The following is a 26,720-nucleotide window of genomic DNA, read 5'->3' on the forward strand; positions in this document are numbered from 1 at the left end:
CTGTAAAAGAAAACGAAATCACGCCATCACTGTCATCTTTTCGAATATCGTTTTGAATATCTTCGAAATTACTGTTTACTTTTTTCAATTGATCGATGACACCTTTTCCCCAAACGCCCAGACCGACAAGTGTTCCCAAGGCATTTTCGGATTTATCCCATTTACTTTCTTTATATTCCACATCCATCTTCCGCGCCACCTCCCTACTCCGGCAAGTCTAATTTCTCATAGAATTCTTGGCCTAACGACTCGTCTTGTTCTTTCATCGCATTGATGGTATAAGCGACCAAACCATGCGGGCCATGCGCTTTTTCATGCAAGTTCAGGTTGACAATATCGTCTTTCCCACAATAATGGCATTATATCCTCACTTAATCCTAAATAGAATGCTACTTGTTTATCAATTGAAATATTTTCTATAGAAATCAAAACTTCCCTCCTAATTTCTAAAGTGATTTTCCTTTGCATTTCAATCATAGCTAATCAAATTAAGATGCCTTAAAATATAGATTTAAATGCTTAATACCTTATAAATTTCACTCGAAAAAGAGGTCCCATTCTGCTATGCAACGGGGTTACTATCAATAGGTTTATTTTTCAACTCTGTAATCACTACTGCAATCCTACCTAATAGATTTTCTATTTCTTCACTAGATAATTCATTTTTCAAGTTATCTTTTTTAACTTCTGATAACCTGCTAGTTATACCTTTCATGTAACCTATATAAACCTTATCTTGGGATAATAATATCTCGCCAATTGCCACATCTGTAATAATATCCTCTATTATCCCCATGTCTGCATATTCATTAAAAGCACGAGCAACCGCAAATTTTTCTCCTCTCCCATTTGCTAAAAACTCAACATAAGATTCATTAATAGCCTCGAATAATTCTTCATAATCCCAATCTTTCATCTAAAAACCTCCTTAAAATTAAGGTATTAATCTTTCTCCGTTGCTATGAATGACTTCTACCGTAATATTTTTAAATTTAGCCGAAAACTCTGCAATAATTCGATTACAGCTAGAGCATGTATCTAGCTCTGTGAATAATTTTATCTTTCCAGAAGCATCAATATTATCTCCAAGCTTAGAAGCTATGTCATTTAAAATCTTATATTCAGTATCTGAATCACGCATGTAAGCTAATCCATCTTTTCCGACTGCTTCTGTTGCTTCAAACATTGGTTTACTTGGTTGTTGCGAAATATTTGGCACTCTTTCTTGAACAGTTGCGTTAGGCATATCTATACTACTATGAGCAAAAAAACTATCCTCTGTTATTCCTTCAATTTTTGCATCCGCGAAAGCCACATTTCCAGATTTTTTATACCTACTTGGTAAACTTCCCCTAAAATCACGAACACTGTCCACTATATGCGATTCTGTCGCTAAGTCTATTGTTCTGGTTGGAAATTTATCAATATTACCACTGCCCCCACTAACAAATTTACTCGCTATGCTCTCAAATCGTTTTGTATTTTCAGCTGCATTATGAACTATATGGAAACCGTCAGCAGAGTCTTGTAAAACTGCAATTCTTCTTGGATTAAGATTTCTAATTCCTGTCTCAACAGTATCCGCTAACTTTCCTGCGTTCACAGTTGCGTTTTTAATTTGTGTTTTGGCTGAACTTGCCACGTCCGTTATAACGCTAGGTATTTTCCGAATCCGCTCTGCACTCTCACGCAACGCTTGTTTCCCCATTGCGTCCAAATGCGACAATCCTTGCTGCGTGGTTTGTCTCAACGTCAACTTACTGCCAACTTGAGTGGCATCCAATGCCAATCCTCCAGCCTTCGTCGCCGTACTAAACGCACGGATTCCCTTCACGCCTGGAATGATATCCAACAACGCAAAGGCCCCACGTGTCGCGCGCTCGGTGCCGTCCATTTCGCGCCCAGTCATCCAGTCTTTTCCGGTCGCCGCACTGCTCATTTCCAGTGTACCATACGCAACGCCGAGTGCCAATCCTGCGGGTGGACACACAATGCTCACGCCAATGATGACGATGGCCGCGCCTATATCTCGCCATAATTCGAGATTCTGCTGGCCATCCCGAATCGAATCATACTCAAACGCGCGCGAACTCGATACTGCCGATTGATACTCCTCGTACGTAAATTCTTGGTCGGGATTTTGCTTACTATAGTCCGCAAACGATGCTTTCAAATTATCCGCAAAAAAGTTATCGCCTGTCATGATGTCGCTCAACTTGATCTTGTCTTTTGGCACAGTTGTCGTTGTTGCTCCGTAACCGCCATAATCATATCCGCCTGTACTAATTATCGTTGTCGCGCCAATCGTATTCTTCGTCTCATAATTATCAATCGACAAAGCTTCCATCTTTTCCACGAATTTATCCATATCTTTATAAAACGGTTCATCAATCACGCGCTCAACCATACTTCCCGCTTCACCCGCGTAATCATGCAGCACTTCAATTTTCTCAAACATTTTTTGATACTTGCTCTCCATATCTGTAAAAGAAAACGAAATCACGCCATCACTGTCATCTTTTCGAATATCGTTTTGAATATCTTCAAAATTACTGTTTACTTTTTTCAACTGATCGATGACACCTTTTCCCCATGCACCAAGTCCAATGACTGTTCCCAAAGCTTCTTTGGACTTATCCCATTCACTGTCTCTATATTTTACATCCACATATCTTGCCCCCCATGTTAGTATCTTCCACACTCAGTATAACAAACGTAGACTAAATAAAAAAGCCCTCAACATCAAATTAATCGTAATATGACTCCCTTAAAAAGTCATATTCCCTAAAATAAATAGTTAATCCATCGGTAAAATTTCACCTCAGATTCTTGGAATACTTTTTTGTCAGTTTCTAAAAAACATTTGTCCCAGTTATGCTATTTCCACATAATTGTACAATCTCGGAATAAATGGTAAAATAGAATTGAAAGCGCAACCAACAGTTGTCTAGGCTGTACATTGCAATAAAAAATTTATTACAATAAATAGAGAAAGAAGGAGTTTAATTTGACAATCTATTATCCTCTGCTAAAAAAAGGGAATTCGGAGGTTAAAGCCTTAGAAGAAGTATGGAAACACTCATCCCCAAAAAATTTAGTACCAATAATTGAATCCCAAAGAAAAAACAACCCTTCAAAATGGGAGAAAGATTTCAATACTTTAGGAAAATATATGAAATCTCGCTTTGGTGATCACATTTTCGCATATCAGTTCTCTACAACATTTGCAGATATTGATCCAGACGTAACTAAAAATTGGCAAGGAAAAAATTCTGAAAACATAGTAGAATTTATGCACACAAAATTAGCGGAGCATCATAACAACTTTTTTCCTTGTATAAGTTTCGATGAAAAAGACTGGATTATTGATACATTATCTAAATATGATCACACGCAGATTATTATTCGAATTGAACCATACAAATTTGATTCCGGTATTGATCAATTCATGTTCCAAGGTATACTAGAAAAATTCGAAAAAATTTTTCCACACTCAGAATTAATTTTTCTACTGGACTTTTATAATAAAATAATAGATTTGACCAGAATAAACAAACTAGTTGATTTTCTAACCCAAAATAATAAACAAGTAGTCTTTGGCGCGACTTCATGTCCTATGAATTCTGATGATGTTTCTTACAGCTCATTTTCAGTTGCAGCGATAAGAAATGATTTTAGTACTTTTCTAACACTCAAAAAATCTTATCCAAACTTAAATTTTAGTGACTATACTGTGAGACTAAAGCCAGAGCCGACAACCGAAGAAAAAAGGGAAATCAATATGAATAATACTTACTTGAAAATTTTTTATACTACTGAAAAAGACTATATGATTGGTAAATCTGGACTTTTGAAAAAGCAAAAATCCGATGCAGAACATATATCTATTAATGATATTTGTAATATGATAGTAGACTCTGAGCACTTCAAAGGAAAAGATTTTTCCTACGGTGACTTGAAAATTTTCGAGTGCGCTAATAATAATTTTGAAATTAATGATCATCAAGTCCCTATTAGGTTAGGTATAAATCATCATATTCACACCATATTGAATCAGCTGTAGTTACGTTTTCGTAAAGCATCATAAATATACTTTTTTATGATGCTTTTCCTTTTTTCCATCAATAAAATCTCAAAAATTTCTGTTTTTCTCATTTTTTTCATACTCTTAGGATAATCTAACAAATCTATTAAACCATGATACTCATCTTTCCACAATAAATTCAATAATGCTTCTTCATCCTGACAATTTCCTTTTCTACCCTTGCGTATTGTTCTTAATTCAGCACGATTTTTTTTTGTAATAATTATTCCCCACCAACTAGGGACCATCTCTCTTACTTCACTTAAATATTTTCTATCTGTCACAATTGTCATTCGTTCAAAAATTTTATTATAATAATCTATTTGTCTGGGCAGTCTTTTAAGAGTATCCGATTCACTTTTTAATTCATATCCGTGGAGGACACCATTAACAACTGCAATATCAATCCTTGAGGCACCATTAAATAACCCCATTTCGTTTATTATCTTAGTATCTTCAATTCCACTATATTCAACAGTTAGCTTGCGTAAAGTCAGTATTCTCAAATCTCTATCTTTCATTTTATACACATTAAACACCTCTATAATTATTCTACGAGTAGGTTATCAAATTTATTTATCAAATTCAATACATAAGTTGTTTAGTTAGTTTATAAAATTCTCTACGTGGAAATATCCCACGATCTGATGAACCTGTTGACATCTAAAAAAAGAAAAACCGCTATCCTCAACGAATAACGGTTCATCTAATATCACATAAAATCACCTAAAACGATGCTTATTTTTTCACTTGATTCATAACTTCCTCAACAAAGTTATCCTCTTTCTTCTCTAACCCTTCACCAACTTCAAAACGAACGAACGATTTAATCGTAGCGCCTTTTTCTTTAACGAATTGGCCTACAGTTACGTCCGGGTTTTTAACGAATGGTTGATCTTCTAGGCTAATTTCGCTAAGGTATTTCGTTAAGCGACCTTCGACCATTTTTTCAACGATATTGGCTGGTTTGCCTTCGTTAAGTGCTTGCTCTGTAAGGATTTTTCTTTCGTGTGCAATTTCGTCTTGAGAAACGTCATTACGTGAAATGTATTTAGGGTTGATTGCTGCAACGTGCATCGCAACGTCTTTTGCAATTGCGTCATCAGAAGTTCCTTCAAGAACCACTAATACACCAATACGTCCGCCCATGTGGATGTATTCGCCAAATGCATGATCTGCCACTTTTTCTTGAATTTCAAAACGACGAAGAGAGATTCTTTCACCGATTTTTTGGATTGCTTCGTTAATGTAATCTTGTAGGGATTGACCATTTGGCATTTCTGTTTTCAACGCGTCATCCAAGTTATCTGGACGAACAGTCAATAGTTGATTTGAAATGTCTTTTACTAATTGAATGAATTGATCATTTTTAGCTACGAAATCTGTTTCTGCATTGATTTCAAGTACTGCGGCATGTTTATCATTGCTGACAACGCTTGTCATACCTTCTGTAGCAATACGATCGGATTTCTTAGCAGCTTTCGCAATACCTTTTTCGCGTAGGTAGTCGATTGCTAAATCCATATCTCCGTCTACTTCTACTAATGCTTTTTTACAATCCATCATACCTGCACCAGTTTTTTCGCGTAGTTCTTTTACCATTTGAGCTGTAACGTTAGCCATTTACAATTCCTCCTAATATAAAAATCTTTGAAAAAAGGTGATAAGAGATTGCCACTTATCACCTTGTTAGTTTTAAATCATAACTTATGCTTCTGTAGTTGGTTCTTCAGCAACAGGAGCCGGAGCTGCTGCAACAGTTTCTTCAACAACTGGAGCTTTTACTTCTTCTACAGGAACTTCTTGCTCTTCACCTTGGTTTACTTCGATGATAGCGTCAGCCATTCTAGCAGTCAAAAGTTTAACCGCGCGGATAGCATCGTCATTTGCAGGAATTACGTAATCAATTTCATCTGGATCACAGTTTGTATCTACAATACCGATGATTGGGATGTGTAATTTACGAGCTTCTGCAACAGCAATACGTTCTTTACGAGGGTCAACGATGAACAAAGCATCTGGAAGACCTTTCATATCTTTAATACCGCCTAGGAATCTTTCTAATTTCTCTTGTTCTTTCTTAAGTAGAACAACTTCTTTTTTAGGAAGGACTTCGAAAGTACCGTCTTCTTCCATTTTTTCGATTTTCTTAAGATGTTTAATACGTTTTTGGATTGTTTCAAAGTTTGTCAATGTTCCACCTAACCAACGATGGTTAACGAAATATTGACCTGAACGAATCGCTTCATCACGTACTGAATCTTGCGCTTGTTTTTTAGTTCCTACAAAAAGGATTGTTCCACCATCAGCAGAGATTTCTTTCATGAAATTGAAAGCTTCGTCTACTTTCTTAACAGTTTTTTGTAAATCGATAATGTAGATACCGTTTCTTTCTGTGAAGATATATTTCTTCATTTTTGGGTTCCAGCGACGTGTTTGGTGGCCGAAATGTACCCCAGCTTCTAGCAATTGTTTCATTGAAATAACAGGCATGTTATTCCCTCCTATGGTTTTATTTTTTGCGGACTTTTCCGCCCTCCACATGAATCAACCAGACAAAGACTTGTAAACAAGCACCCTTTGCACTGTCCTCAATGTGTGTGTGATGTTTTAACACCGTTTATTATGATATCACAGAATACGGCCTATGACAAGTGATTTGCAGTGTTTCAGCTCATGATAAGTAATTAGCTTTCATTCATGGGTATGTTCAGAAAATGGTGTGTACACATTATCGTATTGCAAATGCATCATCATCCCATTGCTAGCATGATCAAGATTATGGCAATGATCCATCCAAATCCCAGGATTGTCCGCCTTAAACGCGATCTCATACGTTTCACCAGGCTTCACATTTAGCGTATCCGTCCACCAAGGACTTCCCGTTGTTTCAACGCCATTTCGTGTCAACACTAACATCTTGTGCCCGTGTAAATGCATGGGATGATGACTGTAACTACGATTGATAAAAGTCGTTTTTACAAGATCGTCCTCGCTGACCATCAACATCGGCGTATTGGGATACAACTCACCATTAATCGTCCACAAATGATGCACCATCCCATCAAAGAAAGCAAGTTTACTATCAAAAACCATTTCAAACTCCCGATCAAAACCAGCCGATAAATCTAGCTGACTCGCCTGCTGTTCCCCGTATTCCTCTGGCTTGAAAACCTCATCAGGAATCTCCGTTGATGCTTTTGTTGTCACCGTCGTGGCTTGGAAAACCCAACCACCGTTCTCATCTTTTGCATCAAACAAACGAACCGCATGATTTGGCATCGTAAAGGTTATATCCATGCGACCTCCAGCAGGAATTTGTAGATACGTCTTCTTCAAATCAGTAGGTTTATGAATCACATTACCATCTATCGCTGCCACTTGAAATACCGCACCATTCAAAATCAGTTTTTGCGGCTTATTATGTGCATTTCCAAGACGAATTCGTACATTGGTACCCGGATTGATTTTTTTCGGTAGCTCACCGTTACCAGAAAGCAGCACGCCTGACGCATCGATATATTTTGGCGCTACAAACCCCACAATCTCTAGCTCCTCTTTTTTCGGCGTCTTCGGTTCTACAACGAGCGAACCAAACAAACCATGACCCACCTGCTCCGACGACTGATTATGTGAGTGATACCAGAACGTTCCAGCCGTATCCGCCTTAAATCGATACGTATAACTCTCACCAACCGCGACAGCTTTTTGCGAAATATCCGGTACGCCATCCTCTGCAATCGGAACATCATAACCGTGCCAATGAATCGTGACTCCCTCTGCAATATTTTTATTGCTCAGCGTAACTTCCACAACATCGCCTTGTGTCACTCGGATCGCTGGGCCCGTCAATTTCCCATTAAAAAGCCACAACTCCTTCTTTGCCCCACCAGGAACTTCCATCTTCTTTTTGGACGCTGTAAAATAATAACGCTTCGTAACAGCCGCAGCATCAGGTCCCGTAAGTGTCGTCACGTCCACGGGCTGCCTCACGTGTGTCATTTTGCCGCCACCCCAGTCCATGCCCGCCTCGTGCCCATCCGCCTGCATCGCAGTAGCATTCCACACCAATGAGCCAAAAATAAAACCTACAATAACAAGAACGCTACCCGAAACAATCCACCGCATTCGAAAACGCCCACCAAGCCATCTATCCCAAACATACAATAGGAAGAAAATAAAAATTGGTAGTCCAAAACACTCGAAATATGTCCATCCATCCGGGAAAGCAGGTATTTGAAAAGCGATCATAAACACCGCAAACCAAGCCACAAAAATGGCATAACGTTTAACTAAGCGATTCCATAATTTTCGTTTCCGCAGTATCGCTAGCAAAAGGAACGGCGAAACAACCATCGGCATCAACATTCCAAAAATTTGTCGGATAAACTCCCACCCAATACTCAAACCAGCAATGACAGCAACTGCGAACCAAGCAAGCAGAAGTAGTGCATTTGCCATCATAAGCCAACGCCCGCCTCTAAAAGGAAGAATCGACCATGCAATCGCCATTCCCATTAAAATCAACACAGAACTTCCAAAAAACATCATATACATCGTTATGTACCCCCTTTTTCTATATATAATCTCACTCCTCACCAAGTATACTATAAAATGCACAATCTTTCTTAGGAAACTGAATCTATTTATAATAAACCGCTAAGAAACAAGCTACGGGAAACTCCCCTTTTTCTTAATCCACCTAATCAAAATGTAGTAGGAATCTTTTTTTAGCCATGTCTTTTTTACTATTTTCGAGGTCAAGTGAATGTTTTCACAAGAAACACTAGACAAAGAGTTTGTGAAGTGTTACACTTACTTTGTAAATAAGAAATCCAAGAAGATGACGGCGAGTCGACCGCCGCAATTTTTTTGAAATAACAGGGACGCTAAATGTCACTAGAGGACGTTTTTAGTCCCGATACTATTGGAGGGTTCACAAATGGCAATGAAAGAAAAAGCTGTTAATGAAGAATTAGAGGTTCAACAAGTAATTGATACACTAGCAAGTAATGGACAAAGCGCACTAAAAGCATTCGCCGATTTCGACCAAGAAAAAGTAGATCATATCGTTCACGCAATGGCTCTAGCGGGTCTTGACCAACATATGCCGCTTGCTAAACTAGCGATTGAAGAAACTGGTCGCGGAATCTATGAAGATAAATGTATTAAAAATATTTTTGCAACAGAATATATTTGGAATAGCATCAAAGCGGACAAAACAGTTGGTATTATCAATGAAGATAAGCAAACTGGTGTCGTTGAAATCGCAGAACCAGTCGGCGTTATTGCTGGGGTCACTCCTGTTACGAACCCAACATCGACAACACTTTTCAAAGCAATCATTGCCATCAAAACGCGTAACCCAATCATTTTTGCATTCCACCCAAGCGCTCAAAAATGTTCTTCTGAAGCCGCTCGTGTCGTATATGAAGCAGCAGTTGCAGCCGGTGCTCCAGAACATTGTATTCAATGGGTTGAGAAACCTTCACTAGAAGCGACAAAACAATTGATGAACCATAAAGATGTAGCGCTCGTGCTTGCTACAGGTGGTGCAGCAATGGTTAAATCAGCTTACTCTACTGGTAAACCTGCTCTTGGCGTTGGTCCTGGTAACGTTCCAGCGTACATCGACAAAACAGCGAAAATCAAACGCGCAGTGAACGACCTAATCCTATCTAAAACTTTCGATCACGGTATGATTTGTGCTTCTGAACAAGCTGTCATCGTCGACAAAGAAGTTGCCAAAGCTGTAAAAGACGAAATGGAAGCGAATAAATGCTATTTTGTTAAAGGCGCTGAGTTCAAAAAATTAGAAAGCTATGTGATCAATCCTGAAACACACGCGTTAAATCCAAATGTAGTAGGTAAATCCCCTGCTTGGATTGCAAACGAAGCTGGATTCAAAGTTCCAGAAGATACAAAAATGCTCGTAGCTGAAATTAAAGGTGTAGGCGACGATTACCCACTATCTCATGAAAAACTAAGCCCAGTCCTCGCTTTCATTGAAGCAAAAGACCAAGCACAAGCCTTTGATCGTTGTGAAGAAATGCTTGTATACGGTGGTTTAGGTCACTCAGCAGTTATTCATTCAACAGATCGCGAAGCACAACTAGCATTCGGTTTACGTATGAAAGCATGTCGTATCATTGTGAACGCACCATCTGCTCAAGGCGGAATCGGCGACCTTTACAATGGCTTCATCCCTTCCCTAACACTAGGTTGCGGATCTTACGGTAAAAACTCTGTATCACAAAACGTTAGCGCAACAAATCTTTTAAATGTGAAACGTATCGCAGAACGGAGAAATAATATGCAATGGTTCAAACTGCCACCAAAAGTATTCTTTGAAAAATATTCTACACAATATCTGCAAAAAATGCCGAACATCGAACGCGTGTTTATCGTAACTGACCCAGGAATGGTGCAATTCAAATATGTTGACGTTGTTATCGAACACTTGAAAAAACGTGGAAATGACGTATCGTATCAAGTATTTGCAGACGTAGAACCAGATCCATCTGACGTAACCGTTTATAAAGGTGCAGAATTAATGAAAGACTTCAAACCAGATTGCATTATCGCACTCGGTGGTGGTTCCGCAATGGATGCTGCCAAGGGTATGTGGTTATTCTATGAACACCCAGAAGCTTCATTCTTCGGTTTGAAACAAAAATTCTTAGATATTCGCAAACGTACATTCAAATATCCTAAACTTGGTGAAAAAGCGCAATTCGTTGCCATCCCTACTACATCTGGTACAGGATCTGAGGTTACTCCTTTTGCGGTTATTACAGATAAAGAAAACAACATTAAATACCCACTTGCAGATTACGAATTAACTCCAGACGTAGCAATTGTTGATGCGCAATATGTTATGACAGTTCCAGCTCACATTACAGCTGATACAGGTATGGACGTACTAACACATGCGATTGAGTCATACGTATCCGTAATGGCAAGCGATTATACACGCGGATTGTCTCTACGTGCCATCGAAATGGTATTCGAATCATTACGCGCTTCCGTTCTTGAAGGTGACGAAGATGCTCGTGAAAAAATGCATAACGCTTCCGCTATGGCTGGTATGGCATTTGCCAACGCTTTCCTAGGAATTAATCATAGTCTAGCACACAAAATCGGACCTGAATTCCACATCCCTCATGGTCGTGCGAACGCTATTCTTATGCCACACGTTATTCGTTACAATGCAACAAAACCCAGAAAACACGCATTGTTCCCAAGATATGAATCTTACCGCGCAGACCAAGATTACGCACAAATTGCTCGCGTACTAGGCCTTCCAGCTTCTACAACAGAAGAAGGCGTGAAATCACTAGTTGATGCCATCATCAGCCTTGGTAAAGATTGTGGAATCGACATGAGCTTGAAAGGTCAAAACGTTGACAAGAAAGCATTTGACGCAGTGGTTGATACACTTGCTGATCGCGCGTTCATGGATCAATGTACGACTGCTAACCCAGTTCAACCGCTCGTTTCTGAGTTGAAAGAAGTTTATATGAACGCTTATAAAGGTGTTTAAAATATAATACTTGAAAATAACAGCCCTTCCCTCGGGCTGTTATTTTTTATCGCCTCACATTAGTTCACATAATAATATTATTGTCATCTATATTTTTTTCATTGCGAAAAGAAATTGTTTCATTTATACTATTAGCTTATCATATAGCAGAGGATGCGATTAAATAATGGAAGAAAACGTTTTCGAAAAAATGGCCAGAAAATATGATAGTTCTGAGCGGATAGAACTTGCCAATATTATTGCGACAAAAATAAGCGAAGAACTGACGCAAGCAAAAGACAAAACCCTGATTGATTATGGTAGCGGCACTGGTTTGGTGGGCTTGCAATTGGCCGATCATGTTAAAAATACTATTCTGATAGACTCTTCCAATAGTATGGTTGAGATAATTAACGAAAAAGTAACAGAAAACAACATCCCAAACGTCCAGACTACCGTCGCTGATCTTACTAAAGACACAATTGATGTAAAAGCCGATATTATAATCGTTTCGCTTGTTCTCTTGCATATTCCGGACACAAAATTGATTCTAGAAAAACTCTATGCCACACTCCATGCTGGCGGCCAGTTAATTATTGTTGATTTCGATAAGAACCCAGCTATCAGCCATCCAAAAGTTCACAACGGTTTCATTGCTAGCGAACTAGAAACTCTCCTCATTGATGCAGGATTCCAATCGGTTAGTATTCAGCTATTTCATCACGGTGAAAAACTATTTATGAAGCAAGATGCAACTTTATTTATAGCTGTTAGTCAAAAATAAAATACGAAAAATGCATTTAGTAGATTTCTACTATGTTTTACCTTATACTACTCATATCACCGTAGCGTGATAAAAATATTCTTTCAGGAGGAATTTTTATGCCGAATACGATACCCTATTTACAGTTCAATGGTAATACGAGAGAAGCGTTAGATTTTTATGCCAAAGCTTTCGGTGCCACACCAAAAATGGTACAAACCTACAGCGAGATGGGTGATTCACGCGGAGACCAAGCGCTTGCTAAACGTATCGTACATGCACGCCTGGAAAAAGATAATATCGAGCTACTTTATTTCTCAGATTCCTATGTAGATGAGCCTCTAGTAATAGGAAACACACATTCCATTGCCTTCATGTTTGACGATGAAGCTGCATTAAAAACCACGTACGACATACTAAAGAATGGCGGGCAAGTATCCATCGAACTACAAGAAATGCCTTGGGGTGGCGTTTATGCAAAAGTAACAGATAAATTAGGCATTGAATGGCAACTTAACTGGCAAAAAAGCTAAATCAAAAGGCGTAAGTAGTCCTGGAATTCCAGGTTTACTTACGCCCTTTTGGATTCGTGTACTCAGTTACGATTCTCTGTATGATACGGGCAGGTGATAACATGATCATCTATCATCCCAATTGCCTGTAAGTATGAATATATAATAACTGGTCCAACGAAAATAAAACCACGCTTCTTCAAATCCTTGCTAATCCGCTCAGACAAGTCATTTTTTGCGGGCATTTGAGACATATCCGTCCAATGATTTATAATCGGCTTTCCGTCTGAATATCCCCAAATATAATTGGCAAAAGAACCAAATTCAGCTTGCACTTTCAGAAAAGCGATGGCATTTTTGCGGACGCCACCAATTTTAAGTTTATTTTTGACGATTGCTGCTGTTTCACGTATGTGCTCTAATTCCTCATCTGTCATCTGCGCGCATTTATCTGGGTCAAATTGATGAAAGGCTTCTTTATACGCTGGTCGTTTAGTCAAAATTAAGCGCCATGAGAGACCGGCTTGTGCGCCTTCTAAATTCAGCATTTCAAATAAATACTGCTCATCGTGACTCGGAACACCCCATTCCTTATCATGATACACTTGCTCAACCGTATCGTTCATTGCCCAACCACATCGTTCTTGCTGCATATGACATCCTTCTTCCTATTATTTAAATAAAGCTCGGACTTGTGCCACTTCTTCTGAGGTCAAGTCTGCCTGTAATGTCTTCCTATTAGCTAGTACTTGCTCAGGATTCTTTGCCCCTGGAATGACAACATCGATGCCATCAATACCAAGCGTTGTCGCTAAGACAATATTCGCGATGGAGACGCCGTGTTTATTAGCTAATTCTTGAAGGTTATTCACTTTCGCTATGTTGTCAAGGTAGGCTTGTCCTTGGAAATGCGGTCGATCTTTACGGAAATCTTGAGGCGGATTATCGGCTGTGAACTTCCCTGTTAATAAACCACTTGCGAGCGGTGTGTACGGTATGAAAGAAATTCCTTGTTCAAGGCAGTAAGGAATCATGTCCTCCTCTAACTCAGGATAAACGAGCGAATATTTGTCTTGCACGACATCCACATAGCCGTCTTTATTCGCTACTTTCAAAGCATCCATGCTAAAATTAGATACGCCAATTGCACGAATTTTCCCAGCTTCTTTTAGACGTTGTAATGCACCCATCGCCTCATCTGGCGGTGTCACACCATCAGGAAAATGGATATAGAATAAATCGATGTAGTCTGTTTGTAGACGCTTCAACGCAATGTCTACAGAATCTGTTAAGAACGCTGGTGAATTATCTAATTTAATCCCACTATCCGTCACGATATGTGCGGCTTTTGTTGCTAAAACCACATCCAAACGACGACCAGTCTCCGATAAAATCTCGCCAATCAGCTCTTCTGAGCGGCCTAAACCATACATAAATGCACTATCAAAAAAATCAACACCCGCGCCAAGTGCCGCCCGCAGCGTTTCACGGCTTACTTCTTCATCAATATTTTGAAATAGATTATGTGCGCCAATCGTATTCGCTCCAAAACCAATCGGTGTGACCCGAAGCTCCGTGCTACCAATCTCTATACGTTTCTCCATCTTCCAAAAACCTCCCTGATTTGTCGCTATACCTCATGATAACATAAAAAAACATCGAACGCACGTTCTAGCTCGATGTTTTTTCATTTCTTTTATTTCTTCAATTTTCCACGTAAAACCATTGGTAAAATACCGCCATGACGGTAATAATCAATTTCTACATCTGAGTCAAAGCGAACGAGCGCCTCAAATGTTTTGTGTGTGCCATCTTCTGCGACTGCTGTGACTGTCACAAAATCTCGCAGGGCAACTGTTTCATCAATCGCTACACTAATCGTTTCCCGACCAGTCAAGCCCAGTGAATCCGCGCTTTCGCCGTCTTTAAATTGCAATGGCAAGACTCCCATCATCGCTAGGTTTGAGCGGTGAATCCGTTCATAACTTTTCGCAATGACTGTTTTAATGCCGAGTAAATTCGTTCCTTTTGCAGCCCAGTCACGAGAAGATCCCATTCCGTAGTCATCGCCCGTCAAAACAACAAGTCCTGTTCCGGTTTCTTGATATTTCATCGATGCGTCATAGATAGGCATGATTTCTTCCGTTGGCCAGTATGTTGTATAACCGCCTTCTGTGCCTGGTGCTACTTGATTTCTAATGCGGATATTGGCGAAGGTTCCGCGCATCATCACGTCATGATGGCCACGACGCGAGCCGTAGGAGTTGAAATCGCGAATCGCTACACCATGCGCTTGCAAGTACTTCCCGGCCGGTGTATCTTTTCCAATCGCTCCAGCTGGTGAAATATGGTCCGTTGTAACTGAATCTCCGAACTTACCGATGACACGAAGTCCGTGAAGGGCTTCTACGGTGCCCGGTTCTGGCGATAAGTTCTCGAAAAATGGCGGGTTCGCAATATAAGTTGAATCTGTATCCCAATCGTAAAGTGCTTGTTCCGACGTCGCAATCGCATTCCATTCCTCATTTTGACTAAAAACATTGGCATATTCTTCGCGGAATAGCTCTGGCGTTACCGTTCTTTCCACGAGCGCCTTCACCTCTTCTTGCGCTGGCCAAATGTCGCTTAAGAAGACATCCTGACCGTGTTCTCCTTTTCCGATTGGTTCGTTTAGCATATCGATGTTCGTCGTTCCAGCGAGCGCGTATGCAACGACAAGCGGTGGTGAAGCTAAGAAGTTTGCTTTTACTAGAGCATGAATCCGTCCTTCAAAATTTCGATTTCCACTAAGCACAGCGGATACCAGCAAATCATTGTCTACAATCGCTTGTTCAATCTCGTCTTTTAGCGGTCCGGAGTTACCAATACATGTTGTACAGCCGTAACCAACAAGGTCAAATCCTAACTTCTCAAGGAATGGCAGTAATCCTGCATCTTCCAAATACCCCGTCACGACCTTCGAACCAGGTGCGAGCGATGTTTTCACGAATTTAGGCACTTCAAGACCTAATTCCACCGCTTTTTTCGCGAGCAGGCCAGCGCTTAACATCACGTATGGATTCGATGTATTCGTACAACTTGTAATTGCTGCAATCGCGACTGAACCCGTCTTCATTGTCGATTGATCGCCATTTCCAAACGTCACTTTCGCTTCTTTATGCAAATCTTTTTTCGACAAACCAAATCCTTGGTTGCCGTTTGGCGCGCTAATCGAGGCTTGGAAACTTTCTTTCATTTTCGATAACGGAATCAAGTCTTGTGGACGTTTTGGCCCTGCTAAGTTCGGTTCAATCAAGCTTAAATCGAGTTCTACGACGGACGTATAATTCGGTTCTACATTTTCTGGTGTGAAAAATAGCTCGTTATTTTGCAAATATTCCTTCACAAGCGCGACTTGTTTTTCTTCACGTCCTGTTAAACGCATGTACGTCAATGATTCCTCATCTACTGGGAAAAAGCCGCATGTCGCGCCGTATTCTGGTGCCATGTTCGCAATCGTCGCTCGGTCAGCGAGTGGTAATGTTGCCACGCCTTTACCGAAGAACTCGACGAACTTGCCGACAACTTTCTTTTCACGGAGTACTTGTGTTACTTTTAAAGCTAAATCGGTTGCTGTTGCGCCGTTTGGTAAGGCATTGATTAATTTAACGCCGATAACTTCCGGGATTGGGAAATACGATGGTTGGCCAAGCATTCCTGCCTCCGCCTCGATTCCGCCAACACCCCAGCCGAGTACGCCGATTCCATTGATCATCGTTGTATGCGAGTCGGTTCCGACCAAGCTGTCTGGAAACGCTGTATATTCATTCTCAGCCACTTGATTTGCGATTACAACGCTTGCCAAATACTCCAAATTTACTTGGTGGACGATTCCTGTTGCTGGTGGTACGGCGCGATAATTATCAAACGATTTCTGCGCCCAGTTTAAGAATTGGTAACGCTCCATATTACGCTCAAACTCGAGCTTCATGTTGACTTCTAGTGCTTCTGGATTCGCGTAACTATCTACTTGCACCGAGTGATCGACAACAAGATCGACAGGAATTTCAGGATTAATGTCTTCTGGATTCCCGCCCAAATCTGCCATCGCTTTACGTAGTGACGCCAAGTCAACAACTGCTGGTACACCCGTGAAATCTTGTAAAATAACACGCGCTGGTTTGAACGGAACTTCTCCGTCATTCTTTTTCGTCGCATCCCAGTGCGCTAAATCTTCAATATGTTTATCCGTGATGATCCGTCCATCCGCTTGACGCAATACCGATTCAAGTAGTACGCGGATCGAGTAAGGCAGTTTTTTAATGGATGTTTGACCATCCGCCTCAAGCGTTTTTAATTGATAATAATGATACGTGTCGTCGCCAATTTGAAACGACTGCTTTGCTTTCTCATTCCAATTTTTCATAAGTTTTTGCCTCCCATTGTGATACCCTTCGCTCTCGTTGCAATCTTCTACTCTTCTATTGTACGAAAAAAAGCATGATAAGTAAACTAAGATAAATCGATACTTTTCAATAAGTAAAAATTATCAGCGAGGCCACCTCAAAAAAGCCGGACATAATCGCCCGACTTCTTCTCACTTCGAAGCTATATCTTTGTTCCACGCTTTCTTAAACTGATCGCGGTAGAACATAATATCTCGCACATAAATATCGCTATGATTATACTTAAAAACAGCTTGCTTCTCTTTGCCAACTTTTGCACCATTGTCTGCTAAAAAGTTAGCGGTAGAGAAAACGGCATCCTCCAAATTCCATGGATCTGCTTTACCATCGTGATTCGCGTCCACGCCGTAACCGCCATACGCCTTAATCACGCTCGGGTCCACCAAATCATCGTCCGAAAAATCGCCGACGCCACCCGTTGCTGGACAACCTTCTGCACTCCATCCCACAAACGTACATGGCATAAATTGCATTGGGCCAATCGCACCAACTCCTGAAATCATCGGCTCTACCGTTGAAAACTTAGTCTCCACGCGATGCACAGCGGCAAGTAAGAACCAGTCAATGCCATATTCTTTCGCCGCCGCTTGATAAATCGAAACAAATTGTTCAGGAATATCCTGCGTGTAAGGTTTTGGCTTCTCCTCTGCCCGAAATTGCATCAAGACAACGAGCGCCAAACCTAACACGAATACTGCTAAAATCGCCAAAAACATGCTGCGTCTCTGTTTGACTTTACGTAGTTGCGCCTTTGTCGGCTTTTTCTTCGCCAATTTATCTCGCCAAAATCAGGATTTGACCACTGTGAAGCGCACGAACGAATTCATCAATTTGAGCATCGTTCAAGTCAAAATCTGTTAGCAAACGTTTTACTGATTTGTCACTCGTATTTGAAAACCATTTTGCAAAAGGACCAGCAGCATAAAGTGCACCGTATTTTGGATTATACACTTGCGGAATCATCAATCCACCGCTAAGTGACTGCAAAATGCCAGAGATAACGCCAAACGCCTCTTCATTCACTGGGTGCTCTTCCTCCACGTCCGTCAACTCAATAATCTCTTTTACTTCGTCCTCTTGATCAGATTTCGCTAGAATCGAGATATTCTCTTTTTTGTAGCCCCGTGCTTCCAGTTCCGTGATTTTATCCACGCCTTCTTTATCATTTCCTACGATAAAAACTTCCCAATTATCCATAAACACTCGCGTCCCTTCTATAATCAACTCAATGTCAAAATTTCTTTTATCTCATCTGTTGTTAAACGATGGAGCATCTGTTCCCCAGGCTGGATTAGCGCATCCATCAATGCCTGTTTTTGCTTCTGTAAATTATAGATTTTCTCTTCAATCGTGCCTTTTGTAATCATCCGAATCACTTGCACCACGTTTTTCTGCCCGATTCGGTGCGCTCGGCTCGCAGCTTGTTCTTCCACCGCGGGATTCCACCATAAATCATACAAAATAACTGTATCGGCGCCAGTCAAATTCAGCCCCGTTCCACCAGCTTTCAGTGAAATGAAGAATAAATCAGCATCTCCCGCATTAAAGGAGTTCACCAAATCCATCCGGCTCTTCGAAGGCGTGCCACCATCCATATAAAAATAGCGATAGCCAGCTTCCTCAGCCTGCGCTTTCATGATTTGTAACATCGATGTGAACTGCGAGAAAATCAAGATTCGCTTGCCACTTTCACGTGCTGTTTGTATTGTATCAAACAATTGCATCAGTTTACCAGAACCACCATCATAATTTTCAACAAAAAGCGCTGGATCACAACAAATTTGGCGTAATCGCGTTAAACCTGCTAACAATTTAATCCGGTCTTCTTGCTCATTACCATCTTTTGCGGCCAATTCTTGTTGTATTTTCTCCAAGTAAGCGAGATAGACGGTTTTTTGCGCTTCTGTTAACTCAGAATAAAGATTTGTCTCGATTTTATCCGGCAATTCCTTGACAACATCCCGTTTGAGACGGCGCATCAAGAACGGACGAATCATCTGAGCCACACGTTCATGCGGTAATTCTTTAAATTTACGTAGCGATGGGAAAAAGCCCGGCATAATCGTCTGAAACATTGTCCATAACTCATCGATGCTATTTTCCAACGGCGTTCCACTAAGCGCAAAAACATTCGTCGTTTTGAGCGCGCGCACAGCTTGTGAAGCCTTCGTATTGTAGTTCTTGATCGCTTGCGCTTCATCCAAAATAATCGTTTGGAAGCGTGTCGTTAAGAATTCCTGCTCATCTTGACGCAAGGACGGGTACGATATCAAATAGACGTTCCCTGGCTCGATTTTTTGAATCAGCTCCAAGCGCATTTGTGAAGCCCCGTGAATGACCGTCACCGGAATATCAGGCGCAAACTTTTCGAATTCGCTTGACCAGTTATACAAAAGAGAAGCTGGTGTCACGATTAAAACAGGTTTCATGTCAGGATTTTCTTCAATTGTCGAGGCAATATACGTAATCGCTTGTAATGTTTTTCCGAGCCCCATATCATCCGCTAAAACACCACCTAAATGATATTTTCCAAGCGATTTCATCCATTCAAAACCAGTCACCTGATACTCCCGAAGTTCCGCATTCAAATTCGCTGGTAACGGATAAGTTGTATCCTCCTGATTCACAATTTCATGCAATAAATCGCGGAACGTTCGGCTGAACTTATTATGTTCATTTTGCGCACTGCCCATCGCCTCATAGATTTGCATCCCACGATAAAGCGGCACCGCCATCTGCTTTCCGACTTCTTTTTTGCGGACATCTAAAATATCAAAAATCGCTTCCATTTGCTGATAACTCTCATCTTCAAGCGATAAGAAACGCCCACTGTTCAAGCGATGATACTTCCGTTTTCCCCGCAAAGATTGCAGTACTTCTTGAATCTCATCCTCATCGATACCTTGAAAATCAAAGGCAACCGACAAATAATCATTATCATGCGACACATCGACGGTTGTCGTTGGCTTCACATGTTCTTCCACCATTTCTTCCAAACCATCTTCTAAATAAATCGCCACGTCCGTCGCCAAACTCGGAACAACCCGATAATAAAACTCGTAAAGACTCGCCTCATCCGAATTAACTACCATTTGCGTTTCCGAGAAATGAACAGGAGCTGCCTCAATACGGTGCATAATTTTTGCTTCCGTTTCCATATCTCGAATCATAATGCGCCCGTCCGGCTCCACGCTTTCCGTTAAAGCAAACGGATCAAAAACCTGCGAACCATAGTGATATTCCAGTTTTAGCACATGTTCGTTGTTTTTTTGCGAGATCCACATCTTCGAAACAAGCGGTTGCTGGATAACCCGATCCTCAATCGACGGATCAATCTGAACGTGACCACTTTTTTGAAGCGACGGCAGGACGTAAGACATCACTTCACTGAGTTGCGATTCCGAAAACTGCACCACCTCATTTTCCGTCACACTATGAAAATGAATAAGCGGCGTTAATTGCTCCCAAACCGCATCACTTGGTCGATAAAACACACCGTTTAAAAACAACAACTGATAGCTTTCCAAGTAACTCGCTTGCTGCAATTCCTCCATCACAAGCTGGTACATGTCACCCTTGTCATTTTTACGAAACACGAACGAAAATGGCAATGTCCCTTTTTTAAACATCAAACCGCTATATTTAATATCATCATGAATGCAAATCGTATTCTGCCCCATCAAGTCAGCCAGAATTGTTTCCGCTAAACTCGGTGGAATAATCAGCACCTTTTCCTCCGCATACGACTTGTTCCAATAAAAGCTATCCGTATCATACATTTTCGCAATTTCATTGATTTTCGTCAGCTCATTGAAAACCGCGATATCACGCTCACCAAAATAATATTCATTCGGATCAAAACTGAAATTCTTCGTGAAAAAGTAGCTCGTATGTTGTTTAATCGCTTGTAAAAAGTCCCCGATATTCTTTACGACATACGTACGATCCTGCCCAACTTTCAAATCAAGCGTCAACATATTTTTATCACGATTTTCCTGCATACGTAAAATATATTCCACCTTTAATGGCGTTTTGGCCGTCGTATCGAACGTATCAAATTGACGATCCATATTTTCTTGGAACAAGGAAAGTAGCGTCGTCGCCTCTTGAGCCAGGATACGTTGCTTGAAATTAGCCTTCTCCATTTTTGTCTGACGCGCCTCGTGTTCCAGCTCAACCGCATAAATATGCGAACAAACACTATTCTCTTGGAAGTAAATACAATCACATTGATAGTTCCCACTCGACACATGCTTCACTTCATACGAAACCCGATCATCTACAACGACAGAATGGAACATATTCGCATAACTCGTCTTTTCTTCAAAAACAGTGATTGCCCCATCTTCCAGTAATTCGCGCCCCTTTTTCTTAACCGAAACAGGAATCATTGTGTTTTTTGGATCTGTTAACAATTCACTCAACTCCTGACATTTTGGGTCATGTGATAATAATCATGACCAGATAAAACCAAATCATACTCCGATTCATAACCTAATTTTTTATATAAATTTAGCGCGCCTGCATTTGCTTTTTCCACGTTTAGTGCGATAATTTCACAATTTTTAGCCACAGCCAATTCCTTAAATGCATGCAGTAACTCTTTTCCAATTCCTTGCCCGCGATAAGCCGAGTCCACCACAAGTGAATCCAAGTAATACTCGCCCATCCACGTTTCCTGCTCCGTGAACAACGGGATTTTATTGACAATACCAAACATATCTTGGATGCCCTCCCACTCGTCGTCCATGTTTTCCGCGTGCTCCCCATGATAGCTCACAAGGATTCCCGCCACTTTGCCATCGATTTCTTTGACCATCACATTCTCTTTACTGAACCGATAATCTGAACGTAAAAAGCTCGCTTCAACCATCTCAAGCATCATTTCCTTACTAACACCCGCTAAAAACGGCAACTCCATATCCTCTAAAATTATATAAATAAGTGGTGCGACTTGTTCCGCATCTTCCGCTTTCGCTTGTCGTATCATCACAATTCCTCCATTCATTTCATCAGGAAAAAATGTTCCCTTTTTCATCCAACACTTCATTATATCGAAAAAAGCCTAATGTTTCAAACTAGGGAGCTAAAGTCATGCTAAGTTTGCGCCTCCAGATCACTTCTTTATAGTCCTTGCGCAAAAAATTTCGTCGTACTTCCGTGATTTGTCGCCGTTACTTCTAGCCGCGAAGGAATCCGCTCTTTCAGTTCAGGCACATGTGAAATAATACCGACAAGTCGTCCTGATTCCTGCGTTTCGAGCAAACATTCCACCGCCATTTCTAGCGATTCCGGGTCGAGCGTGCCAAATCCCTCATCGATAAACATCGTCTCCAGAGAAATCCCGCCTGACATTTCCTGCACAACTTCCGCAAGAGCTAGCGCCAAAGACAAAGATGTTTTGAAACTTTCTCCACCAGATAATGTTTTGACATGCCGTTCCAGACCTGTATATTCATCGTAAACCTCAAGCTCCAAACCACTTTGCACGTTTCCTTTAGACTTTTCCTTTTTGCGGTTCAATTGAAACCTACCATTCGTCATTTTTTTCAACCGCCCGTTTGCCCGAAGTAAAATCGTATCTAAGAATGTCGCTAAAACGAAGCGCTCGAACGTTAAGCGACGGTCGTTTTTGCCACGTGCCATATCCGCCAAATAGCCAATATCCGCGTATGCTTTTTCCGCCTCACTCGTCTCTTTCACATGTTTCATAAATTGCTCCGAAAGCTCCGAAACCTTACGAACAACGTCTTTCTGTGCCATCCACTGTTCCGTCTTTTCCTGATACGCACGTTTCGACTCATCATCCAATCGCTGTAATTCTTTCAAATCCGGTTGTGCCACGCCTGCAAGCCTTGCCTCCGCCTCTTTTAAGCGCTCTGATACAAAATGATACTGTTGCTCAAAATCACGAATAAAGCGCTCCTTCTCCTCTAAAACTTCTGGACTCAAAATAGCTCGTTGATAAGAAGCGTAATCCGCGAAACCATTCGTTGCCATGATATCTTTAAAAATCGTGCGTTGCGCCGCCAAAGCCTCACTCGCTTTCAAAGCCGCTTTCTCTGCCATCTCACTAGCCGAAACTGCCCTGAATTGTCCTTCCTTCGCCGTATTATACACCGATTCTGCGTGTCCTTTTTTCGTTTCAAAATCAGTGATATTCACCGTCAACACCTTTTGCTGTTCATAAAAACCAGCCGGATTTTGAAACTCTTCTGGTACGTCTTCTAAAAGTAAAGCGTACGTAGTCTCGGACGTATCCACTTTTTTACGGACTTCTTCATAAACCGCTTGTTGTTGCGCCTTTTCCTCCGCAAGCTTAGCCAAGTCCTGTTTATTCCTTTCTACCAGTTCTTCCACCTGTTGTTCTTCCGTCAGAAAAACATCGATTCCCGCAAGTTCCTGTTCTTTTTTCACAAGCTCCTCGGCACACAGCATTTGTCTATCCCTCAAAACGTGCAAAGATTCCTCAGAAGCAAATACGATCTGTTCGATCTGCCATTTTTTCTGCTCCACTTGCACACCTAGCGCTTTTGCCGTTTCCTGCTTTGCATCTCGCCCTTCCCTCGCCACGTCTACCTCTGCTTTTGTCATCCCAGCTGTTTGTAACGCTACATTCGGATGTTCCAGAGAGCCGCAAACCGGGCATGCATCGCCATCCACGAGCGATAACGCCAATGTTGCTGCCTGCTCATGTTGCCACAATGCATCTAATTCTGCGTACTTCAATTCAGCGTCGTGAAGCTGTTTTTCCGCCTGATTCCATTCTCCCTCTAATAAAACAAGTTCCGATTGCCATTTATTTTTCTGTTCCCATTTTTCAATTTCAGTCACTACGAACAGATTCTCTTGCCGTAGCTCTGTTAGATGTTGTTTCATTTCCGCAGATTTTAGTCGCGCATCCTGCACAAGCTGCACCCGTTTGACTAACTGCTCCGATTGCACTAAAAGTCCTTTTTCCTGCAAAATTAGCCGATCTAATTTCTGCTCTAATTCCTGCTTATGCCTACTTTCCTGCGCTAATTCCTGTTGTAGCTCCATCGCTCGTGTCACTTTCGTCTCCATCGATTGAAGCGATTCGCGTTTTTTGACCCACGTGACATACTCTGTTTCCATTTCCTTTACCTTTTCTGCTTCCAAAACAGCTTTTTCTAGCGCCATTTCCCGTTTTTGCAGGACTTCCAATGCTTGTTGATCTTCCAATTTCGCCTCATCCAATTGCTGCTTCAATCGTAAACATAGCGCATCTTGATCAATAATCGCACCCGCTTTTCGCGCCAAATCCACCGCGGCCTGCGCATCGTTTCGCTGACCATTTTGCCCATCCAATTCCGCTTTTTCCGCCCGTAATTTTGCTAATTGTGCCCATTCCGCGATTTTTTCCTCGGCCAATGTCACATTCCTTGCCGTGATTTCAGCTTTTCCTTTCGCCAAATCCATCTGTTCCTGCAGTTCGACCATCGTTTCCCGTTCCGCAACGAGACGCTCGGCAAACATCAACTCAATATCCCGCGCCGCTTTCCCAGCAAGTGCTTCCGCGTCAAAAGCCTCCTGCGTAATACTCGCCACTTTTTCCCGTAACAATCGCACCCGCTGCTCCTGTTCCTTCTGCTGATTCCACAACTGGTTTTCAATAAGTTGATAAAAATGCGTATGCGCCAATCGCTGTAAAATCGCTTCCTTCTCCTTGCTTTCCGCTACAAGCAATTCCCTGAACTCACCCTGCGGAATCATCAAAATTTGTCGAAACTGGTCCACATTCAACTGGATAATCTCTTCCATCTTCGCGCCAACATCCCGAACTGAACTCGCGAGTAAACGTTCCTCGTCCCCGTCCAATTCATAGAGTTCCGCCTTCGCAGTCACCGTCGTCATCCCTTCACCGCGCTGCTTAGGAACATCCTGTTGCGGCACTCGACGGACCAAATAACGCACATCCCGAAGTAAAAATTCAAGCGACACTTCCGTCAGATCCTCCGCTTTCGCAAAATGACTCCGCAATGAAAAACCTTCCCGATCATTCGTGTTCGCCTTCCCAAAAATCGCAAAACTGATCGCATCAAAAATCGTCGACTTCCCAGCCCCCGTTTTCCCAGAAATCACAAAAATCCGCTCCTGACCAAGCTCCGTAAAATCAATCGTTTCAGCCTTCGCGTAAGCACCAAAAGCCTGCATCGTAAGTTTCAAAGGTCTCATTGATCCACACTTCCCTTCACGCTATCCATCAATTCTCGCATAATTTCCGCCTGCTGATTCGACATTTCCTTTCCACTCACATGTTCAAAAAACTGAGCAAACAACTCCAAATCATCTTTTTTAATCACATCTTCAAATCGCTCAAACTGGCTATCCGTCAATTTTTCCTGCACCCGCTCTAAATGCAACACATTCGGATAAAACGCCCGCAGTTGCCCAATCGGATCAATCAGCGCACCCTCATCCAACAAATTAATCTGCAAAAAGTCCTCATTCCCAGGCACTACAGAACTTACCAAATCCGCCAAATATCCTTCGATAATCCGCAAATCATGCAATGGCTCCAAATAACACTCTCGCACTTCTTGAAGCTTCTTCCCATCCATCGTCACAATCCGAACACTCTTCTTATCCTTCGCTTCCGAAAAAGAATATTTCAGCGGTGATCCAGCATAAAAAATACTCGGATGATGAATCGCGTGCGGATGGTGCAAATGCCCAAGCGCCACATAATCAAAGCCATCAAAACAATTCGTCGACACCCGGTCCACATTTCCAATCGCCAATTGCCGCTCCGAATCACTCGGAAGTCCACCTGCAACAAAGGCGTGCCCGACCAAAATCTGCGCCTTATCCGCATCCCAAACCGTTCTAATTTTTGCCGTAATCGCCTGCATCGCATCCTCAAACGACCGCACCGACTTATCCTCAAAAGCTGCACGAACCTGCGCCGGCTCATGATATGGAACCAACCAAACCTGCGCCCCGTCCCACTCAATCGGCGTCAAATCAGCACCTAACGTCCCTTGAATATGTAGTCCACTCTTCTCATACCAAACCGACCCAAAGTTCACCCGTTCCGCACTATCATGATTTCCGCTAATCGCAAAAACCGGCTTCCCAAGCGTCACATTTAGCTCCATCAACGCATCATTAAGCAGCGTCACCGCATCCGCAGGCGGCACCGAGCGATCATACAAATCCCCAGCTATCACAACACCGTCCACCTGTTCCTCCTCCGCAATCCGCGCAATCTGCTCTAAAATATACCGCTGTTCCGCAAGCATAGACACACCGTTCACAATTTTTCCTAAATGCCAATCCGCCGTATGTAAAAATTTCATCCTAACACCTCATCATTCTATTTTCATCATTACATCCAGTATACTATATTTTCGAAAAAAACAAGAACAGCACG

General features: G+C 41.7%; 20 protein-coding genes and 1 pseudogene. 4 read left to right on the forward strand and 17 right to left on the reverse strand.

Annotated features, from left to right (window positions below; all coding sequences use genetic code 11):
- The 4 genes and pseudogenes from HCJ66_RS06940 to HCJ66_RS16420 all read right to left on the reverse strand — a co-directional run.
- Positions 1-187: hypothetical protein (locus HCJ66_RS06940; RefSeq protein WP_222717430.1), on the reverse strand; the 187-nt coding region annotated here is incomplete at its 3' end.
- 67 nt (positions 188-254) lie between these two features.
- Positions 255-347 (reverse strand): annotated as a pseudogene (locus tag HCJ66_RS16475) (hypothetical protein); the annotation flags it as partial.
- A gap of 215 nt (positions 348-562) precedes the next feature.
- Positions 563-916, reverse strand: a complete 354-nt coding sequence (locus HCJ66_RS06945) for an Imm3 family immunity protein (RefSeq protein ID WP_187132471.1) — start codon at positions 914-916, stop codon at positions 563-565.
- An 18-nt stretch (positions 917-934) separates the two neighbouring features.
- The gene (locus HCJ66_RS16420) at positions 935-2,668 is read right to left on the reverse strand and encodes a deaminase domain-containing protein (protein WP_343068970.1); all 1,734 of its coding nucleotides are present in this window, start codon (positions 2,666-2,668) and stop codon (positions 935-937) included.
- 339 nt (positions 2,669-3,007) lie between these two features.
- On the opposite strand from HCJ66_RS16420, the gene HCJ66_RS06955 reads away from it, so the two are divergent.
- Positions 3,008-4,063 carry a beta family protein gene (locus HCJ66_RS06955; RefSeq protein WP_187132472.1) on the forward strand — a complete coding sequence of 352 codons (1,056 nt, stop codon included), beginning with the start codon at positions 3,008-3,010 and terminating at the stop codon, positions 4,061-4,063.
- Here the strand turns inward: HCJ66_RS06955 and HCJ66_RS06960 are convergent.
- The 4 genes from HCJ66_RS06960 to HCJ66_RS06975 all read right to left on the reverse strand — a co-directional run bounded on the left by HCJ66_RS06960 (position 4,054) and on the right by HCJ66_RS06975 (position 8,641).
- On the reverse strand, positions 4,054-4,605 hold the full coding sequence (locus HCJ66_RS06960; RefSeq protein ID WP_222717431.1) for a sce7726 family protein: 552 nt from the start codon (positions 4,603-4,605) through the stop codon (positions 4,054-4,056). The genes HCJ66_RS06955 and HCJ66_RS06960 overlap by 10 nt on opposite strands.
- A 217-nt stretch (positions 4,606-4,822) precedes the next feature.
- Entirely contained in the window at positions 4,823-5,707 is an 885-nt protein-coding gene (gene tsf, locus HCJ66_RS06965; RefSeq protein WP_036131086.1) for a translation elongation factor Ts, read from the reverse strand.
- An 84-nt stretch (positions 5,708-5,791) separates the two neighbouring features.
- Positions 5,792-6,577, reverse strand: a complete 786-nt coding sequence (gene rpsB, locus HCJ66_RS06970; protein WP_036093911.1) for a 30S ribosomal protein S2 — start codon at positions 6,575-6,577, stop codon at positions 5,792-5,794.
- Positions 6,578-6,778: 201 nt separating this feature from the next.
- Positions 6,779-8,641: a multicopper oxidase domain-containing protein gene (locus HCJ66_RS06975; RefSeq protein ID WP_187132474.1), complete on the reverse strand. Its 1,863-nt coding sequence runs from the start codon at positions 8,639-8,641 to the stop codon at positions 6,779-6,781.
- A gap of 385 nt (positions 8,642-9,026) precedes the next feature.
- On the opposite strand from HCJ66_RS06975, the gene adhE reads away from it, so the two are divergent.
- The 3 genes from adhE (at position 9,027) to HCJ66_RS06990 (ending at position 12,902) form a co-directional block, all read left to right on the forward strand.
- Positions 9,027-11,627 (forward strand): bifunctional acetaldehyde-CoA/alcohol dehydrogenase, encoded by a 2,601-nt coding sequence (gene adhE / locus HCJ66_RS06980; RefSeq protein ID WP_187132475.1) that lies wholly within the window; start codon positions 9,027-9,029, stop codon positions 11,625-11,627.
- Between the two features lie 166 nt (positions 11,628-11,793).
- Complete coding sequence (locus HCJ66_RS06985) at positions 11,794-12,390, forward strand: class I SAM-dependent methyltransferase (protein ID WP_187132476.1); 597 nt, start codon at positions 11,794-11,796, stop codon at positions 12,388-12,390.
- Positions 12,391-12,488: 98 nt separating this feature from the next.
- Positions 12,489-12,902, forward strand: coding sequence for a VOC family protein (locus tag HCJ66_RS06990; RefSeq protein WP_187132477.1), 414 nt, complete (start codon positions 12,489-12,491; stop codon positions 12,900-12,902).
- Positions 12,903-12,964: 62 nt separating this feature from the next.
- Here the strand turns inward: HCJ66_RS06990 and HCJ66_RS06995 are convergent, their stop codons facing one another.
- The 9 genes from HCJ66_RS06995 to HCJ66_RS07035 all read right to left on the reverse strand — a co-directional run bounded on the left by HCJ66_RS06995 (position 12,965) and on the right by HCJ66_RS07035 (position 26,646).
- Positions 12,965-13,534, reverse strand: a complete 570-nt coding sequence (locus HCJ66_RS06995; protein ID WP_187132478.1) for a DNA-3-methyladenine glycosylase I — start codon at positions 13,532-13,534, stop codon at positions 12,965-12,967.
- A gap of 18 nt (positions 13,535-13,552) precedes the next feature.
- On the reverse strand, positions 13,553-14,485 hold the full coding sequence (locus tag HCJ66_RS07000) for an aldo/keto reductase (protein WP_187132479.1): 933 nt from the start codon (positions 14,483-14,485) through the stop codon (positions 13,553-13,555).
- Positions 14,486-14,577: 92 nt separating this feature from the next.
- On the reverse strand, positions 14,578-17,286 hold the full coding sequence (gene acnA, locus HCJ66_RS07005; protein ID WP_187132480.1) for an aconitate hydratase AcnA: 2,709 nt from the start codon (positions 17,284-17,286) through the stop codon (positions 14,578-14,580).
- Between the two features lie 171 nt (positions 17,287-17,457).
- Positions 17,458-18,099 carry a lytic transglycosylase domain-containing protein gene (locus HCJ66_RS07010; RefSeq protein WP_246438597.1) on the reverse strand — a complete coding sequence of 214 codons (642 nt, stop codon included), beginning with the start codon at positions 18,097-18,099 and terminating at the stop codon, positions 17,458-17,460.
- Between the two features lies 1 nt (position 18,100).
- Positions 18,101-18,523, reverse strand: a complete 423-nt coding sequence (locus HCJ66_RS07015) for a general stress protein (protein ID WP_187132481.1) — start codon at positions 18,521-18,523, stop codon at positions 18,101-18,103.
- A gap of 23 nt (positions 18,524-18,546) precedes the next feature.
- Positions 18,547-21,717 carry a DEAD/DEAH box helicase gene (locus HCJ66_RS07020; protein ID WP_187132566.1) on the reverse strand — a complete coding sequence of 1,057 codons (3,171 nt, stop codon included), beginning with the start codon at positions 21,715-21,717 and terminating at the stop codon, positions 18,547-18,549.
- A 29-nt stretch (positions 21,718-21,746) separates the two neighbouring features.
- Positions 21,747-22,316 (reverse strand): GNAT family N-acetyltransferase, encoded by a 570-nt coding sequence (locus HCJ66_RS07025; RefSeq protein ID WP_187132482.1) that lies wholly within the window; start codon positions 22,314-22,316, stop codon positions 21,747-21,749.
- 134 nt (positions 22,317-22,450) lie between these two features.
- On the reverse strand, positions 22,451-25,522 hold the full coding sequence (locus tag HCJ66_RS07030) for an AAA family ATPase (protein WP_187132483.1): 3,072 nt from the start codon (positions 25,520-25,522) through the stop codon (positions 22,451-22,453).
- The gene (locus HCJ66_RS07035; RefSeq protein ID WP_187132484.1) at positions 25,519-26,646 is read right to left on the reverse strand and encodes an exonuclease SbcCD subunit D; all 1,128 of its coding nucleotides are present in this window, start codon (positions 26,644-26,646) and stop codon (positions 25,519-25,521) included. Before HCJ66_RS07035 ends, HCJ66_RS07030 begins: the two co-directional genes overlap by 4 nt.
- Between the last annotated feature and the right edge of the window lie 74 nt (positions 26,647-26,720).

The organism is Paenilisteria portnoyi, from assembly GCF_014322795.1.
Classification (GTDB): domain Bacteria; phylum Bacillota; class Bacilli; order Lactobacillales; family Listeriaceae; genus Listeria_A; species Listeria_A portnoyi.